We start from the raw sequence: 16,468 nt of genomic DNA, 5'->3' as shown, positions 1-16,468 counted from the left end.
TCCTGGTGATCGGGTTTCCCAAAACCGAGCGTCTGAGAAAACGAGCGGATTTTCTGGAGGTTTCCCAGCGGGGGACCAAGTTCCATGCCGCTCATTTTATCATTCTCATTCTTCCCTCCGGCAGCACGGCCACACGGATCGGCATAACCGCAAGCCGCAAGGTCGGCAACGCGGTGGTGCGAAATCGCATCAGGCGGTTAGTCAGGGAATTTTACCGCCAGCACAAAGGGTTGTTTCACCAGGCGGATTATTCTATTATTGCCAAAAAAGGGGCCGAGCGGCTCGATTACCAGGGGGTCTGTGCAGACCTTATGCCGGTACTCCGCCGCTCACTCGGCAGACAATGTTGAAATCACTCATCGTCCGCAGCCTTCTTGTCTATCAGCGTTTCGTCTCTCCTCTGAAGGGGAGCACCTGCCGTTTTTATCCCACCTGTTCCCATTACTCAATTCAAGCACTGGAGCGTTACGGCGTCGTCAAGGGCACACTGCTGACCATGGCGCGCCTGCTGAAGTGTCATCCGTTCCACCCGGGCGGGTACGACCCCGTAAAGTAGCCATTTAGGAGAAACCATGGAAAAGCGTGCCCTCATAGCCGTCGTGTTGTCCATTGCCGTACTGTACGGCTATTCCCTCATATTCCCCACACCGAAACCGACTGCACCGGTAAAATCCGTGCAGAAGCAGGTCTCCAGCGCAAGTATCGCTCCAGCCGTACCCCTTCCCGCCAAGGCTCCCGAACTCGCGGCGCCGGTTGCCGGTCTTGCGGCAAAGGACGTCACGGTGGAGACCGATACCTACACGGCGGTTTTCTCCACGGCAGGCGGCGCGCTCAGGAAGATCGTCCTGAAACAGTACAAGGAGTCGGCGGTTGCCGGTTCGAAACAGGAAACGCTGCTGACGGAGAATGATCCCGCCAATTACAACTTCAAAACCGTTGCCCCCGCCATGGAGCTGCCGGCAGCGGCCGTATTTTCTGCCAGTGCAGACACCCTGAAGGTGGCAAAGGGGGAGCGGAAGGCCCTCACCTTCGTCTGGACTTCTCCCCAGGGGAACCAGCTGCGCAAGGTTTTCACGTTCGACGGCGATGGCTATGCCATAGACCTGGAGCAGCAGGTGTCGAGCCGTAGCGGTCTCAAGGACGTGGTTGTCGGGCTCCAGCTCAGGAATAAAGCCGACTCAACGGCAGGGGAAAGCCGGTATGAAGTCCACGGTCCGGTGACCCTGGCGGACGACACGGTGGATGCGCCGAAGATCAAGGACCTTCTCAAAGGGGCGAAGCAGTACTCGAAAAACATCCTCTGGACCGGTTTCGGGGATAAATATTTTTTCAGCGGAGTGCTGGCCAAGGAGGGGAGTATTGCCGCGGTGACGGTAACCAACTCCAACGGTTACGTGGAGACCGCCATTTCCTCCCCCCCCCTTAACGTACCACCTGGCGGGACCGCCGTGGTTGCAGACAAAATTTTCGTCGGCCCCAAGGCACTCGATATCCTGAGAGCCCAGGGGAGCAGACTCGAGGCTGCCATAGACCTCGGCTGGTTTTCCATGCTGGCCAAGCCGCTTCTCCACGCCCTCAAGTTTTTTTATGAGTACACCCACAACTACGGTGTGGCAATCATCATCATCACCATCATCCTCAAGCTTGTATTTTTTCCTCTTACCCACAAGAGCTACAAGTCCATGAAGGAAATGCAGAAGCTTCAACCGAAGATGACGGAGCTGCGGGAGAAGTTCAAGAACGATCGTGATGCGATGAACAAGGCCATCATGGAGCTCTATCAGACCCACAAGGTCAACCCCCTGGGTGGTTGTCTCCCCATGCTCGTGCAGATTCCGGTGTTCTTCGCCCTCTACAAGGCGCTCATGTTCTCCATCGAGCTTCGCCATGCCCCGTTCATGCTCTGGATAACCGACCTTTCCGGCAAGGATCCCTACTATGTCACGCCGATCATCATGGGGGTGACCATGTTCATTCAGCAGAAGATGACCCCTACCAACATGGATCCGATGCAAGCCAAGATAATGCTGGCTCTGCCGGTAGTGTTCACCTTCATGTTCCTCAACTTTCCCTCCGGTCTTGTGCTCTACTGGCTGGTGAACAATATCCTGACCATCGCCCAGCAGATGTACATCAACAAGTCTCTGCACGAGGCCGAGGCCAAATAGGGAAAGATATGTACATCAAGGATACCATCGCGGCCATCAGCACCCCCGTCGGCGAGGGGGGGATCGGCATCATCAGGGTGAGTGGCGATGCAGCTCCGCAGGTTGCGACACGATTATTCCGCGGTACGACAGACGGTGGCCTGCAAAGCCACCGTTTTTATTATGGTGAACTCGTCGAACCGGGGAAGGGGAACGTTATCGACGAGGTGATGCTCGTCCTCATGCGCGCACCCCGCTCCTACACCCGGGAAGACGTACTGGAAATCCACTGTCATGGCGGATCGCTCGTGGTGCAGAAGGTGCTCGACCTCGTGCTTATGCAGGGGGCCCGCCTGGCCGACCCGGGGGAGTTCACCCGCCGCGCATTTCTCAATGGCCGTATCGACCTGATCCAGGCGGAAGCGGTCATCGAGGTGATCCGGAGCAAGACCGAAACGGCTTTGGCGCTTGCTCAGCACCAGCGGGAAGGGCTCCTGTCCCAGCGGATCGGGCTTATCAAGGACGAGGTCGTTCATGCCCTGGCGCTCCTGGAGGCGTACATAGATTTTCCCGAGGAGGACATTCCCCCGGCCGACTACGACGAGATTGCGCGACGCACGGAGAGTGCCGCCTCCGGCATCGAAGCGCTTCTCGCGGGATTCCGGGAGGGGAGGGTGCTGCGGGAAGGGGTGGCAGTGCTTCTGGCCGGGAAGCCGAACGTGGGGAAATCGAGCCTCCTCAACACGCTCCTCCGGGAAAAGCGGGCAATCGTCACCGCCATACCCGGTACCACCCGCGACATCATCGAGGAGGTCATCAATATCCGCGGTCTGCCGGTCCGGCTTCTGGACACGGCGGGCATTCGTGAGTCGGTCGACCTTGTGGAGCAGGAGGGCGTACGTCGTACCCTAGAGAAAATACCTCAGGCTGACCTGGTTCTCTTTATGGTGGATGTCTCTCGCCCGTTCGATAGCGAGGACGAGCTTCTTTTGGACAATCTTGCCGGCTCTCGCTTCATACTCGTGAAGAGCAAGTGCGACCTTCCTGCCGTCATGGAGCTTCCCTCTTTGCTATTGGACGCTCCGTCGGTTACCATTTCCACCCTGACCGGGGATGGGGTTGACCAACTGCGACAGGTCGTTCATGATACGTTCCTTCGGGATGGTGCCGTCGACAGCAGGGAGTATGTTGCCATCTCCCACGCCCGTCAGCGTGATGCTCTTGTCAAGGGACTTGAAGCGCTTGACCGTTTTAGCCGGAATCTTGCCCTTGCCGTTACTGCCGAGATTCTTGCAATCGATTTGCGGGATGCCCTGCGTGCCGTTGGCGAGGTCACCGGCGAGACCACCCCCGACGATATTCTTGATCTCATTTTCCAGCGATTCTGCATCGGGAAATAGCGAATGTTCCACGTGGAACGTTTTGTCTGATCCCTTGCAGGATGTTGTTTTACGGCTGGGATACAGTGTCCCGTGATGGGGTTTGTGGAACGTGGTTGGCGAGGCTTTGTTTGCGGCCCTGTGTGGGAACCAAAAAGGCAATGGAACACGGAAAAACCGGAAACCACGGATAAGGTCGGATAAACCCTGTATTTAAGGTTTCATTCGGAGGGTATGTTCAGGTTTTGATTATAATCCGCAGTTATCCCGGTTTTTCCGACTTTTCCGTGTCCAAATGCTTTTCAGGTTGAGTGATTGTGTGAGGTTCGCAGGTGATCGTTTACGATAAGAAATACGAAGTGATTGTGGTCGGTGCCGGACACGCCGGGTGCGAGGCAGCCCTTGCCGCAGCCCGGATGGGGTGCAGTACCCTGCTCCTGACTATCAATCTCGATGCCATTGCGCTCATGTCTTGTAACCCTGCCATCGGCGGACTTGCCAAGGGGCACCTGGTCAAGGAGATCGATGCACTGGGCGGGGAGATGGCGAAAAACATCGACGCCACCGGCATCCAGTTCCGCATCCTCAATACGCGCAAGGGGCCTGCGGTGCGCGCTTCCCGTGCCCAGGCCGACAAGCAGCTCTACCGGCTCCGGATGAAGCATGTGCTGGAGTCGGAGCCGAACCTGGACCTGAAGCAGGGTGAGGTGATCGGGCTCCATGTCGAAGAGGGGAGGGTGGTCGGCGTGGACACCAAGGCCGAAGTCCGCTTCGCCGGCACCACCGTCGTCCTCACCACCGGTACCTTCATGCGGGGGCTCATCCACATCGGGCTCACCCATTATCCCGGGGGGAGGGCAGGGGATCTTCCCGCCATCGGCCTTTCCGACCAGTTGCGGGACCTGGGCTTCACTGTCGGCCGGCTCAAGACTGGAACCCCGGCCCGTCTCGATGGCCGGACCATCGACTTCGGCCGCCTGGAGCCCCAGTACGGCGACGATCCTCCCATCCCCTTTTCCTTTTCCACCGAGCGGATCGACCAGCCCCAGGTAGCATGTCACATCGCTTACACCAACGAGCGCTCCCACGACATCATCCGTGGGGGGCTCGACCGCTCACCCCTCTACGCGGGGATCATCGAGGGGATTGGCCCGCGCTACTGTCCCTCCATCGAGGACAAGGTGGTCCGCTTCCCGGACAAGAACCGGCACCAGACCTTCATCGAACCGGAAGGACGGGAGACGGTGGAGGTCTATCCTTCCGGACTTTCCACCTCCCTTCCCATCGACGTCCAGTTTGCCTTCTACCGGAGCATCGAGGGGCTGGAACGGGTGGAAATCATGCGCCCCGCCTACGCCATCGAGTACGACTACGTGGATCCGATCCAGCTCCACGGCTCCCTGGAGACCAAGCTGCTCGGAAACCTCTACCATGCCGGCCAGATCAACGGCACTTCCGGTTACGAAGAGGCGGCGGCTCAGGGGCTCATGGCCGGGATCAATGCGGCCCTTCGCGTGCGGGGGCGGGAACCGCTGGTGCTCGACCGGAGTGACGCCTACATCGGGGTCATGATCGACGACCTGGTCACCCTCGGCACCCGGGAGCCGTACCGGATGTTCACCTCCCGTGCCGAATACCGTCTGCTCCTGCGGGAGGACAACGCGGATCTGCGGCTGCGGGAGAAGGGGCACGAAATAGGGCTGGTGCGGGAAGAGGAGTACGGGCGGTTTCTCCTGAAGCGGGAGCAGATAGGTGTTGAACTCGCGCGCGTGCGGGAGACCCGGCTGGTCCGCTCCGAGATGGACGAGGCGCTCAAGGCGGAGTTCGGCTTCACCGACCTGCAGAACGCTGTCACCCTGGAGCAGCTGCTGCGCCGTCCCGACATCACCTACGGGGAACTGGCCCGCTTCGACGCCGCGTCGGGAGACGTGCCGGCATCGGTGCAGGAACAGGTGGAGATCCAGGTGAAATACCAGGGGTACATCGACCGGCAGCTGGAGCAGGTTGAGCGGAGCCGGAAGATGGAGCACACCCGGATACCGGCCGACTTCGACTACGCGGCGTTGGCGGGGATCACCGCCGAGGTGCGGGAAAAGCTCCAGAAATTCCGTCCCGACACCCTGGGACAGGCCTCACGCATCTCCGGCGTCACTCCCGCCGCCGTCGGCATCGTTGCAATCGCCCTCAAGGTCCGGAGCGGCCAGTGAACGAACGGGCGAAAGAACTGTTCAGCCGCGGCCTGACGCAGCTTGGTCTTCAGCTCACCAGCGCTGAGCTGGGGAAATTTTACCTGCTGGCGGCCGAGCTCGCCAAGTGGAGCCGGAAGATCAACCTCACCGCCATCCGGGGGGACGAGGATATCGTCGTCAAGCACTTCCTCGATTCCCTCACCCTCCTCAGGGTCATCGGCAGCAAGGGGGCGTTGCTGGATATCGGCTCGGGGGGAGGTTTCCCCGCGCTCCCCGTCAAGATCGTCCGCCACGACCTGCACGTCGTCTCCGTGGACGCGGTGGAGAAGAAGATCATTTTCCAACGCCATGCCGCCCGCCTCCTCGGCCTCCACCATTTCGACGCGCTCCACGTCCGGGGGGAGGAACTGGCGGGAACCTACGCCGGCCATTTCGACTGGGCCGTCTCCCGCGCCTTTTCCGACATCCCCACCTTCGCCCGGATGGCGCTCCCCCTCGTCAAGGGGACGGGAAAGATCGTCGCCATGAAGGGGAGGGGTGGGAAGGATGAAGTCCACGCCGCCGAGCGCCCCCTTGCCGACCTGGGGCTGCGGGTAGACGAGGTGGTGGAATTCCCCCTCCCCATTAGCGGCGATGCCCGGGCCCTGGTTATCATCGAACGGTTGTAAATTTTAGGGGTGATGTGCCGCCATCCCTTGCCGAGACCACTCTCCGCTTAACCTGAAAAGCGTCCAAAACCCGAAATTTTAATATTCCCGCCAAATCTTTGCCGTAAGCTGCCGCGCACCCCCGCGAAACCCTTCCCCTGGCTCGTTACGAAAAAAGCCGTCAAAATCGAAATTTGAAGGCCGGGATTTGCCTTGTTTTTGTGCAGAATTCGGCTTTCCCTCGGTCATGATTCTCGCGCCCTTTTCTCGTAAATATTCGGGCAACTATATATTCCTTGCACCCAAATTGTTTTCGTACTATGTAAGAAACAGCTAATTGTTTTGAGGGCAGCATACAGGTTCCATTCTCAATGAAAGCACTGAGAGATCGACTGAAAGGTGTTGGTGCGAAGTGGGATCCGGTGCAGAAGCTCTGGCGAGTGCGGTGGGGGTTGATACGGGGTGACAAGGAGTTGATGGAACGGGTTGTAAGGGAATGAAGAAGGTTTTGGGAAGTTCCCGGTATAGGGAACATTCCTGCTTACCTATATTGGGCATAAATTCCTCATATAGGTAATAAATGGCCTATATAGGGAAACCTACTAATAGCTAGTTGATCAAATAAAAATAAGGAAAACCATGAAATTCCTGATCTCGCTCCTTTCAGTACTTATTCTCGTATGTGCCACAATTACTTATGCTGCAAATTCCAGTCAACCTGAACCCCCTGAAAATGTCGTCCAATCGCTGTATCGAGACTTTGGCTGGGAACTCAAGTCTGTGAGCAACTCGAAGAAGCTCCTCATTGATCAGCCCATCCAAGTGTTGAATCGCTACTTCACACCCAAGTTAGCTGAACTAATAAAGAAGGATCGAAAGCACGAGATAAAAACGAAAGACCTCGGGCACCTGGATTTTGTCCTCCTTTGCGGCAGCCAGGACCCTGACGGAATCACCAATATAAGGATAGATGGGAAGCCAGGGAAAGACGTCGTGACTGTAACATATGACCAGAGCGGCGAAAAAGACGTGATGAAAATCGAATTTAACACCCAGAAAACTAAGAGTGGGTGGCGAATATCAGACGTGCATTACAAGACAAGGAAGAGTAATGCGTTTCCTGCACCAGGAATTAACTTGAGACTGTTGGACCTCTTGTCTCAGCCGTATGAATGATCAACCAGCGGCAACAGCGGTCTCCGCTTACGCTCCGCAGCTGGTGCCTTTAGACGTTGCACGAAAAACGAATACGATGACAAAAGGCACACAAGAAGGTATGATATCAATATGAAGCCTATCAACTGGAACTCCGACAAGAACTTGGCCCTCAAGACTGAGCGAGGGATTTCCTTCGAGGAAGTGCTGGTGGCAATTTCGCAAGGGGCGCTCCTTGATGTGGTCGAACACCTAAATAAGGAGAAATATGCCAACCAGCGCATTTTTATCGTCCGGATTCGTGACTACACCTTCTTGGTTCCTTTTGTGGAAACAGATGGAGGAATCTTTCTGAAGACGGTCATCCCGAGTCGAAGCGCAACTAAGACGTATATTTCAAAGGGGAAGAGCAATGAGTAGGAAATTAAAAGCTGAAGAAAAAGAATACGACGACGAAATCCTCAAATCATATGAGAGCGGAGAGTGGAAATCGGTGCCTAATCTTGATGACGAGATTGCCCGCTATGCATCGAGTGCTGCAGCCACCCTCACCAAAGATAAACGAATAAACATCCGGCTGTCTTCTCGGGACCTCGAAGATATCCAAATGAGGGCTGCTGAAGAAGGTATGCCCTACCAGACGCTGATCGCCAGTATCGTTCACAAATACGCCAGCGGACGGCTCGTCGAGACCGTATCACGTCCCACCAAGCGCTCAACCGGTCGCGCAAAAAAGCTGCGCGCCGGTTAGCTATCCCCCGTTGGCACACGACGAAAGTGAAAAGGAGAAGCAGATGAGTCAAGAAAACGGTAATCATGGACAGGGGGTTGCTGACTCACCTGGAGGACCCATGTCCACACCCAATATTGACCTGGAAAAAGCACGTCTGGCACAACCACTTAAGATAAAAGACGAACAATTTAGGCATGTTGAACGATTTAAAGATTTCGCGATTTACACGCTGGATATAAAAGGGAACGTCCAGAGTTGGAATGCGGGAGCTGAGCACATGAAAGGCTATCGGGTTGAGGAGATCGTCGGCAAACATTTCTCCTGTTTTTATACCGAAGAGGACAGAAGCGCCGGCAAGCCTGAGGACCTGCTCAAAATCGCCACAGCCAAGGGACAGATCACCGACGAGGGATGGCAGGTCCACAAAGACGGGAGCAGGTTCTGGGCCGAGGTGATATTTACCACGCTACGTGATGAACGTGGAAAAATGCTGGGGTTCTCCAAAGTGACACGCGACATCTCTGGACGCACTGACGCTGAAGAAGCTTTACGCGTCAGTGAAGAATACTATCGAACCTTGTTTACTAACAACCCAAGCATGATATTTACTCTCAATGCCGAGTTGACTATGCTCTTAGTCAGTCCACTTGGTGCAAGCTTTCTGGGTTATATCCCAGCCGAACTGGAAAGCCAGTCGATACAGATTCTGATCCACGAAGATGACCGCTTCTCAGTTGCCGAGCAGTTACGGTGGTGTCTCAAAAACCCCAATCAGGTGCACCGGTTGCAGTTCCAGACAGTCCGGAAAAATGGCTCTCGGGTGTGGGTGCTTGAAATAGCACAAGGGGTTTACGACATACACGGTTCGCTCAATATTCTGGTGGTCTGCCAGGATATCTCTGATCTCAAGCAGGCAGAGGTTGAGATTCAGAGGCTGAACGCCGAAATAGCGACGCGAGCTGCCGAGTTGGAGGTCAGCAACAAGGAACTGGAGACGTTCAATTTCACAGTTGCTCACGATCTGCGCCAACCGTTGAACGTTATCAGCCTGATCTGCCAGAAAATCATAATGCTGCATGGCACGGATCGCCCGGAGGAATCCAGAGCTGATCTCGAGAGTATCCGCCAGGTGACTTTGCGGATGGATAAACTCATTGGTGCTCTGCTCAATTTCTCACGCATTGGTTACGTCGAACCGCTCCGCGTCGAGACTGACCTTAGCAGGATGGCCCATGAGGCGATTGCGGAGATTACTCTGACTGAGCCCGAGCGGCAGGTAGACTTCCGGATCGCCGACGGCCTCAAGGCCTATGCTGATGCAAGTCTTCTGCGCTTGGTCCTGGATAATCTTCTCGGCAATGCCTGGAAGTACACCAGTGAGCAAGAGAAGGTCGTCATTGAGTTCGGTGTAGCCGATATCGACGGGGTGTCGGCTTATTTCGTCCGAGACAATGGAAGTGGTTTTGTAAAGGAGGGCGCGGACAGACTCTTTGTCCCTTTTCAGCGTCTCCCTGGCGCCGAGAAAGTCATAGGTTTCGGGATAGGTCTTGCCACGGTGGAGCGAATCATCCGTCGCCACGGAGGGCGGGTGTGGGCCGAAAGCGAGCTGGGCAAAGGGGCGACCGTTTACTTCACCATGTCAGCACAGGACGTTACCTTGTAGCCTCATCGAGGACATTGAGGTCAGCGGGACCGCGTCGCGATGAACCGCACCCGGTCACCATCCAGCCCTTATTCTTTCTTCCCCGTGCCTGCTTTCATCTGCGCCGGGGAGCCACGTTGTTGACGGCACTAGCCGCACCACCCTTCCTTGACTATCCCCCGTTTTGCAGTAATAGATATAAGGACGTACTAATCAAAGCAAGGGGGAGATGAACATGAAAAGAACAGTCGTGGCACTGTTCCTGGCGGTGGCCTTTGCTGCACCCGCGTTTTCCCAGATGGATGCGCCCGTGAAGGGGAGCGGGGCGGGGTGGGGACCGATGCCGGGGATGGGAGGAATGGACCGGATGGGGACCATGATGGGGATGTGTCTCACGAATGCGGACAAAATCGGGCTTTCCGATGAGCAGGTCGCCAAGCTGACCCCCATCCACCGGGAAATGCAGAAAAAGCAGGCCCAGTTCAAGGCGGACCTGAAGGTTGCCGAGATCGAACTGATGGAGATCATGGAGGTGAAGGATTTCGACCTGGAGAAGGCGAATGCCGCGGTGAAAAAGATTGCGGACATCAAGACGACCCACCACCTGGAGATGCTGAAATCCATGAAGGAAGCGCGGACCATCCTGACGGATGCGCAGTTCCAGAAGATGAAGAAGCTGATGCCCATGAAGGCGCAGAAAAAGCCGGCGAGGAAGATGAAGAGGCCGTGATGGCTGTTGGCTGATGCGGGTTTTGAGCCATGCTAAGTAATAAAAGCCCCATTTCGAATCTATCGAAACGGGGCTTTTATTTACTGCGTGTACTACATTTAAGGGACTACTTTGTCAGGCAGATGTCCACCCACTGATGTGTACCATCTTCAAGGTTAGCGAAGATGCGGTACTTGCCCGGATTTAAACCCTTTGTGCTCCAGTTGTAGTGGTACTGGCTACCGTCCCACTTATACTCTGTGCCTGTGTCGGCTGGAACCGACTGCAAATCCTCGGCCGTTGTTGCGATACCACATGAGCCGAGGTTACCGGTGCGGGTAAAGGTGGGGTTCCCCGTCTGCATCACGACAGCTCCCGCCGCATTCTTCAGGACAAACTTCGCAGGAATGGTCTGGCCAGCCTTGAAACTGCTCATGGTCAAGCCAATCTGGTGGGCGGTGTCGTTGATCGGTTGCAGGTAGCCCGGCCAGCTGAAGTAGATGTTGAACGTAGCAGATACAAAGGTGATGTTATAGTTGCTGTTGAGCGCCAGCGTTCCCTGTCTGATGGCATAACCACCGACGTTTTCCCCTGCATCACGCGACAAGGCACCGGTGAAGTTGTCGCCATTGACCAGCGATCCGGAGGTAATTTTGTAGGTGAGTACCGGATCGGTAGCGCCGAGGATCTTGAATATTTTGGAGTCGGCGGTTACGGTGACAGGTCGCGCAGCGATGGTAAATACAGCTGTGTTGTAAGTGATGTCGTAGTTGCCGAGTACACCAGCCGGGGCGAGGGTGGCGCTGATGCTGTATACCCCGGCGGACTCACCTGTGGTGCGGCTGTAAGTGGCGATGACATTGTCACCGGAGAGGAAACCGGTCAAAGTTCCGATTAAGGTCGGATCACTGTCGCCATATGTCTTTCTAGCGGCATCCGGCGTCACCGAGGCGGTTTTCTTGTTAATCGTAAATACAGCAGTGTTGTAGGTGATGTCGTAGTTAACCAGGACGCCAGCCGGGCTGAGAGTGGCGCTGATGGCGTATGTTCCGGCGGACTCCCCTGCGGTGCGGCTGTAGGCTGCGGTAACGCTGTCACTGGTCAGGAAGCCGGTCAGGGTACCGCTGAACGTCGGGTCGGAGGAGCCGTAAGTCTTGCTGGCAGCAGCCGGCGTCACCGAGGCGGTTTTCTTGTTGATCGTAAATGTAGCGGTGTTGTGGGAGATGTCGTAGTTAACCAGGACGCCAGCAGGGCTGAGAGTGGCGCTGATGGTGTATGTCCCAGCATACTCGCCTGAGGTACGGATATAGGCAGCGGTTACATTGTCGTCGGAGAGGAAACCGACCAAAGTTCCGGTAAAGGTCGGATCGGCATCACCATAGGTTTTACTTGCAGTATTCGGAGTTACCGAGGCAGCTTTCTTGTCGATCGTAAATACAGCGGTGTTGTAGGTGATGTCGTAGTTGCCGAGTACGCTGGCCGGGCTGAGAGTGGCGCTGATGGTATATGTCCCGGCTGACTCGCCTGAGGTACGGATATAGGCAGCGGTTACATTGTCGCCGGAGAGGAAACCGACCAAAGTTCCGGTTAAGGTCGGATCGGCATCACCATAGGTTTTACTTGCGGTATTCGGTGTTACCAAGGCAGCTTTTTTGTTGATGGTCAGGTTGGTACCGACAAAGGTCAATTCGTAGTTAGCGGAGAGTGCCAGGGTGCCCTGCTGAATGGCATAGTCGCCAACAGTTTCCCCTGCGATGCGGCTGAGTCCACCGGAGAAACTGTCGCCGTTGACCAGGCTACCATTGGTGATCTGGTAAGTTAAGATCGGATCGGAATCACCATAGCTCTTACTCTTTGCGTCGGCACTGACGGTGACAGGCCGTTTGTTGATGGTGAAAATGCCGTTGGTATAGGAAATATTGTAGTTCCCCAGCAAGCCAGTTCCATTATCGCTGGTTGTCGGTGTTATGGTGTAGGTACCAGCGTTCTCGCCGCCAGCGCGGCTTACGCTGAAGGTGATTTTGTCTGTTCCGAGGTCTCCTGCAAGAAAACCGCTGTTTGTAGTACCAAATGCCGGGTCAGTGTCGCCATAGGTCTTGCTTGCCGCGCTCGCTGTGACCGAAGCGTCTTTTTTAGTAATGGTGAGAACTGCGCCGGTAAAGGCGATGGTATAGTTGCTGGTAGCAGCCAAAGTCCCCTGAGTAATTGCATAGGGACCACCGGCAACGGCTTCGCCCGCTGACCGGGCCAAGGCGCCGGTCAGTACCGTTGCTACGGTATCAGTAAACTTGAAGCCTGCGGCCGTGTAAGTCAAAGATGGATCGGCATTCCCGTAAACCTTGGTTTTCGCATCGGCGTTTACGGCCAGAGGTGCCGGGTTGATGGTAAGGTTTGCGCTGGTAAAGGCAAGGATGTAGTTTTCACTGGTGACCAACGTACCTTTGTTTATGGCATAAGTACCGGCATCTTCACCAGCATCGCGGGTCAGGTAGCCTGCTAGGGAGTTTAACGCGTTATCGGACCACTTGTAACCGATAACATTATACGTAAGAGCCGGATCGGCATCGCCGTAGGTTTTTGTTTTCGCTTCTGCAGTGACCGTCAGGATCGCCGGATTAATGGTTAGATTGGCGCCGATAAAGGTCAGAGAGTAGTTGTCGCCCAGCGTCAGCGAGCCTTGGGTAATGGCGTATGTGCCGACTCTTTCGCCCGGATCACGGGAGAGGTTTCCAGTGAAGGCATCGCCGAAGACAAGGCTACCACTGGTGATATTGAAGGGTATCCAGGACCAGGGGTCTAAGTCCCCGTAGGTTTTGATCTTGGCCTCGGCGGTTACGGTTATTGGCCGCTTGTTGATGGTGAAGTCGGCACCAGCGTTGGTGACGATGTAGTTGTCAAGAACTCCGGCCGCCGCGTTCAGTGTGGCCGTAATGTGGTATGGGTAGACAACACCCCATTGAATATTTGTTGTCTCACCTGCGATCCGGCTATAGGTAGCAGCGACGTTGTCGGACGCCAGGAAGTTGCTGCCGCTTCCCGTTGTCAACGGGTTCGGGTCGGCGTCGCCGTAGATCTTGCTTGCGGCGTTTGTCGTCCAGGTTGCCGGCCGCTTGGCAATGGTGAAGCTGGCGGTGTTGTAGGTGATGTTATAGTTGCCGAGCACTTCAACCGGGCTGAGTGTGGCGCTGATAGTGTAGGGCCCGCCGGCGACGGTTTCACCGGCAATACGGCTGTAGGTGGCTGTAACAGAGTCGGCAGCCAGGAAGCCGGACAGGGTTCCGGTGAAGGCCGGGTCGAGGTTGCCATATGTCTTGTTTGCTGTATTCGGTGTTACCGAGGCGGTCTTCTTAAGAACATTGATAGTCACATCCTTGGATGCTGTGTTGTAGTTTCCCGTGTCAGTTGGGCTGAAGCTTACGTGAAGGGTCTGGCTGTTCCCCGAAATCAGCACTGTGCTTGCAGCAGGCGTGTAAGTGAACGTGCCGGGGACGTTGGCTGTGGCATTGAGTTGAGTATCGCCGAGTGCGGTTCCGTAAACGATATCCGCTGGATTGTTCCAGGTAATGGTCGGTGTTGCCTTGTTAACAATAAGAAATGCTGCATTTGATGCGAGCGACCCGCAGGAGTTGCTGACTACAACGTCATAGCTACCCGTGTCAGCTACCACGACGGACGAAATCGTATAGCTGCTACTGGTTGCGCCGGATATGTTCTCGCCACCTTTCCGCCACTGGTAACTTAACGGCGCTGTTCCGCTGGCAGTAACCGAAAAGGTCACCGATTCACCGACTGTCTTTGTCTGGTTTGCAGGATTTGCTGTAATTGAAGGAACGGTGCAGGCGGAGAAGTTAGCAGAGATAGATTTCTCTGCCGACATCGTCACAGAACATGTGCCGGTTCCGGTGCAATCCCCACCCCATCCGGTAAAGACATAGCCAGAATCAGGCGTAGCTGTGAGCGTCACACTTAAGGCTGGCGTTGTGATCGTGTAATTCTCAAAGCAATTGGCGGCGGGTGACTCGCTTCTGCAGTTATCGATACCAGCGGGACTTGAGTCAACTTTACCGTTCCCAGTTATTATTACAGAAAGTTTTCCGTTTGCTGCCGCCATATACGGCCCCACATACGGTCCCCCGCCGCCGGGTGCGCCGGCCGGCTGGACCGGGTCGATGCCGGTATCGGCCAGGGCGCTGGCCATGTTGAGCCGGCCGTTGCCGAACATGGCAGGATTATTCGGGTCCCCAGGGGTGCCGATGGCGTCGGCCGACCGGGCGAGGCGGCCGACGATGATGCCGTTGGTGAGGGTGGAATCAACCGCCTTCATGAATGCCGCTGCCCCTGCCACGAAGGCGGAGGAGGCGGATGTGCCGGTGATGTAGCTGTAACCGCCATTCGGGCCGGTGGTGTAGATGTCTGTGCCGGGGGCGGCGAGGAAAGTATCCTGCCCGTAGTTGCTTATCGCGGCGAGCAGATCGTTCGAGTCGGTAGCGGAGACGCCGATGACCCCGCGGTCGCCGGCGGGGAAGGTGGGGGTTGAGACACCGTCGTTGCCGGTGGCGGCTACGAGCACCGCACCTTTCGTCCAGGCGTAGTCGATGGCGTCCTGGAGATTCTGGCTGAAGTCGGGGTTGCTGAATCCCATGAGGATGACGTCTGCGCCATGATCGACCGCCCAGACGATACCGGCGATGATGTCGCTGTCCTGGCCGATTCCAGCCGTATTGAGCACGCTGACCGGCATGATCTGCACGCTGCCGAAGGCGACCCCGGCGATACCGGTCCCGTTATCGGTGGCGGCCGCGACGATGCCGGCCAACCAGGTGCCGTGCCCGCTCGGGTCACTCAGTCCGTTGCTGCCGTCCAGGATGGAGGTGCCGGAGATGACCTTGCCTGCCAGGTCGGGGTGGGTGGCGTCGATGCCGGTGTCGAGGAGGGCGAGGGTTGCCGTGCCGGTCGGGGTGACGGTGCCGAAGACCGACTCCCAGCCAATCTTGGAGAGGGCCCACTGGACCCCGTAGTTGGCGTCAGTGGGGATTGCTTCTGCCTTCCGGCTCTTGTTCACTTCGACGCTGACGACCTGGGCATCTGCCTGGTAGTTCTGTTGCACCAAGGGCTGGTCGGCTGTCGGTACCGTGACGACGTGCAACCGCAGCGCCGGGACCGATGAGGTCTCGACACCGCCGTTCCGGGCGATGACGGCCGCCTGGTCAGCCGGGGTGAGGCCGTCGACGAGCTTGACGACCAGTGACACCGTGTCGGCTGCCGTGGCGTTCGTGGCGGTATATAACAACCCGCCGATGATGGTCAGGATGACCAGAAGAATCGCGAAGGACGAGCGTGTCCTTCCCGTCGGGACGTTATGTGTACCGATGCCCAAACCTTTCATGTTGCCCCCCTTACATTCCATGGGAAATGAACCGTTAACCCGTACCCACCAATTTATGCCAAAAACGTCACCCCTGCCCTGAAACCGTCATCGGTGACCTTTGACCAGACAACCGAAGCGTACACGGGTAGGCGCACATTCGTTACGCCTACCGGAACCAGCAGTTTCACCACATCCCCCCGTTTCAAGGGGTACTTCGTGGCCAGGCCGCCCCCGTCGGCACTCAGATCGATCGCCCGCCCCGTGTCGTGGACGTGCTCGGCCCCCTGCTCCCATATCTCCAGGCCAACCGGCTGATGAAAGGGGGTGCGGCTGTTGTGTCTCTTGTTGTCGGGTGTCTCCATGGTTCGCTCCATCGTATGCTCGCAATAATAGAAATTTATTAAAACAAATCAATCCCCCGAAAGAGGGATTTTGTTTGATTTTTTTTATTTTATGGCTATAAATTCAGAACATGGAAGGATTCCTTGAAATCATAAGC

14 protein-coding genes are annotated in these 16,468 nt (G+C 56.3%); 12 read left to right on the top strand and 2 right to left on the bottom strand.

Going from position 1 to position 16,468, the window contains the following annotated elements; all coding sequences use genetic code 11:
• The first annotated feature begins 5 nt into the window (after positions 1–5).
• The 12 genes from rnpA (at position 6) to KI810_RS01750 (ending at position 10,622) form a co-directional block, all read left to right on the top strand.
• A complete protein-coding gene (gene rnpA, locus KI810_RS01800; RefSeq protein WP_214173774.1) occupies positions 6–350 on the top strand; it encodes a ribonuclease P protein component in 345 nt (114 codons plus the stop codon).
• Positions 344–556: a membrane protein insertion efficiency factor YidD gene (gene yidD, locus KI810_RS01795; protein WP_214173773.1), complete on the top strand. Its 213-nt coding sequence runs from the start codon at positions 344–346 to the stop codon at positions 554–556. Before rnpA ends, yidD begins: the two co-directional genes overlap by 7 nt.
• A gap of 16 nt (positions 557–572) precedes the next feature.
• On the top strand, positions 573–2,168 hold the full coding sequence (yidC, locus tag KI810_RS01790) for a membrane protein insertase YidC (RefSeq protein ID WP_214173772.1): 1,596 nt from the start codon (positions 573–575) through the stop codon (positions 2,166–2,168).
• Positions 2,169–2,176: 8 nt separating this feature from the next.
• Positions 2,177–3,547, top strand: coding sequence for a tRNA uridine-5-carboxymethylaminomethyl(34) synthesis GTPase MnmE (gene mnmE / locus KI810_RS01785; RefSeq protein ID WP_214173771.1), 1,371 nt, complete (start codon positions 2,177–2,179; stop codon positions 3,545–3,547).
• A 311-nt stretch (positions 3,548–3,858) separates the two neighbouring features.
• Entirely contained in the window at positions 3,859–5,733 is a 1,875-nt protein-coding gene (gene mnmG / locus KI810_RS01780) for a tRNA uridine-5-carboxymethylaminomethyl(34) synthesis enzyme MnmG (protein ID WP_214173770.1), read from the top strand.
• Positions 5,730–6,383, top strand: coding sequence for a 16S rRNA (guanine(527)-N(7))-methyltransferase RsmG (gene rsmG, locus KI810_RS01775; RefSeq protein ID WP_214173769.1), 654 nt, complete (start codon positions 5,730–5,732; stop codon positions 6,381–6,383). Before mnmG ends, rsmG begins: the two co-directional genes overlap by 4 nt.
• A 350-nt stretch (positions 6,384–6,733) precedes the next feature.
• Entirely contained in the window at positions 6,734–6,862 is a 129-nt protein-coding gene (locus tag KI810_RS17400; protein ID WP_281412528.1) for a hypothetical protein, read from the top strand.
• A 139-nt stretch (positions 6,863–7,001) separates the two neighbouring features.
• Positions 7,002–7,538: a DUF3828 domain-containing protein gene (locus tag KI810_RS01770; RefSeq protein ID WP_214173768.1), complete on the top strand. Its 537-nt coding sequence runs from the start codon at positions 7,002–7,004 to the stop codon at positions 7,536–7,538.
• 111 nt (positions 7,539–7,649) lie between these two features.
• Positions 7,650–7,937, top strand: coding sequence for a BrnT family toxin (locus tag KI810_RS01765; RefSeq protein WP_214173767.1), 288 nt, complete (start codon positions 7,650–7,652; stop codon positions 7,935–7,937).
• Positions 7,930–8,268, top strand: a complete 339-nt coding sequence (locus KI810_RS01760; protein WP_214173766.1) for a hypothetical protein — start codon at positions 7,930–7,932, stop codon at positions 8,266–8,268. The genes KI810_RS01765 and KI810_RS01760 overlap by 8 nt, the downstream gene beginning before the upstream one ends.
• Positions 8,269–8,368: 100 nt before the next feature.
• The gene (locus tag KI810_RS01755; RefSeq protein WP_214173765.1) at positions 8,369–9,913 is read left to right on the top strand and encodes a PAS domain-containing sensor histidine kinase; all 1,545 of its coding nucleotides are present in this window, start codon (positions 8,369–8,371) and stop codon (positions 9,911–9,913) included.
• A gap of 214 nt (positions 9,914–10,127) precedes the next feature.
• The gene (locus KI810_RS01750) at positions 10,128–10,622 is read left to right on the top strand and encodes a Spy/CpxP family protein refolding chaperone (RefSeq protein WP_214173764.1); all 495 of its coding nucleotides are present in this window, start codon (positions 10,128–10,130) and stop codon (positions 10,620–10,622) included.
• Between the two features lie 106 nt (positions 10,623–10,728).
• On the opposite strand, the gene KI810_RS01745 is transcribed toward KI810_RS01750, so the two are convergent.
• On the bottom strand, positions 10,729–15,987 hold the full coding sequence (locus KI810_RS01745; protein WP_214173763.1) for an MBG domain-containing protein: 5,259 nt from the start codon (positions 15,985–15,987) through the stop codon (positions 10,729–10,731).
• Between the two features lie 53 nt (positions 15,988–16,040).
• Positions 16,041–16,331, bottom strand: a complete 291-nt coding sequence (locus tag KI810_RS01740) for a PilZ domain-containing protein (protein ID WP_214173762.1) — start codon at positions 16,329–16,331, stop codon at positions 16,041–16,043.
• Positions 16,332–16,468 lie beyond the last annotated feature (137 nt).

The sequence above is a fragment of the Geomobilimonas luticola genome (genome assembly GCF_018476905.1).
Classification (GTDB): Bacteria; Desulfobacterota; Desulfuromonadia; order Geobacterales; family Geobacteraceae; genus Geomobilimonas; species Geomobilimonas luticola.
The sequence above is the reverse complement of the archived record's forward strand: the minus strand, read 5'-3'. Positions and strand labels throughout refer to the sequence as shown.

Excerpts from the sequence above, each read along its gene's own strand:
- yidD (WP_214173773.1), top strand. The coding sequence starts at position 344 with ATGTTGAAATCACTCATCGTCCGCAGCCTTCTTGTCTATCAGCGTTTC.
- yidC (WP_214173772.1), top strand. The coding sequence starts at position 573 with ATGGAAAAGCGTGCCCTCATAGCCGTCGTGTTGTCCATTGCCGTACTG.
- mnmE (WP_214173771.1), top strand. The coding sequence starts at position 2,177 with ATGTACATCAAGGATACCATCGCGGCCATCAGCACCCCCGTCGGCGAG.
- KI810_RS17400 (WP_281412528.1), top strand. The coding sequence starts at position 6,734 with ATGAAAGCACTGAGAGATCGACTGAAAGGTGTTGGTGCGAAGTGGGAT.
- KI810_RS01770 (WP_214173768.1), top strand. The coding sequence starts at position 7,002 with ATGAAATTCCTGATCTCGCTCCTTTCAGTACTTATTCTCGTATGTGCC.
- KI810_RS01765 (WP_214173767.1), top strand. The coding sequence starts at position 7,650 with ATGAAGCCTATCAACTGGAACTCCGACAAGAACTTGGCCCTCAAGACT.
- KI810_RS01760 (WP_214173766.1), top strand. The coding sequence starts at position 7,930 with ATGAGTAGGAAATTAAAAGCTGAAGAAAAAGAATACGACGACGAAATC.
- KI810_RS01755 (WP_214173765.1), top strand. The coding sequence starts at position 8,369 with ATGTCCACACCCAATATTGACCTGGAAAAAGCACGTCTGGCACAACCA.
- KI810_RS01750 (WP_214173764.1), top strand. The coding sequence starts at position 10,128 with ATGAAAAGAACAGTCGTGGCACTGTTCCTGGCGGTGGCCTTTGCTGCA.
- KI810_RS01745 (WP_214173763.1), bottom strand. The coding sequence starts at position 15,987 with ATGAAAGGTTTGGGCATCGGTACACATAACGTCCCGACGGGAAGGACA.
- KI810_RS01740 (WP_214173762.1), bottom strand. The coding sequence starts at position 16,331 with ATGGAGACACCCGACAACAAGAGACACAACAGCCGCACCCCCTTTCAT.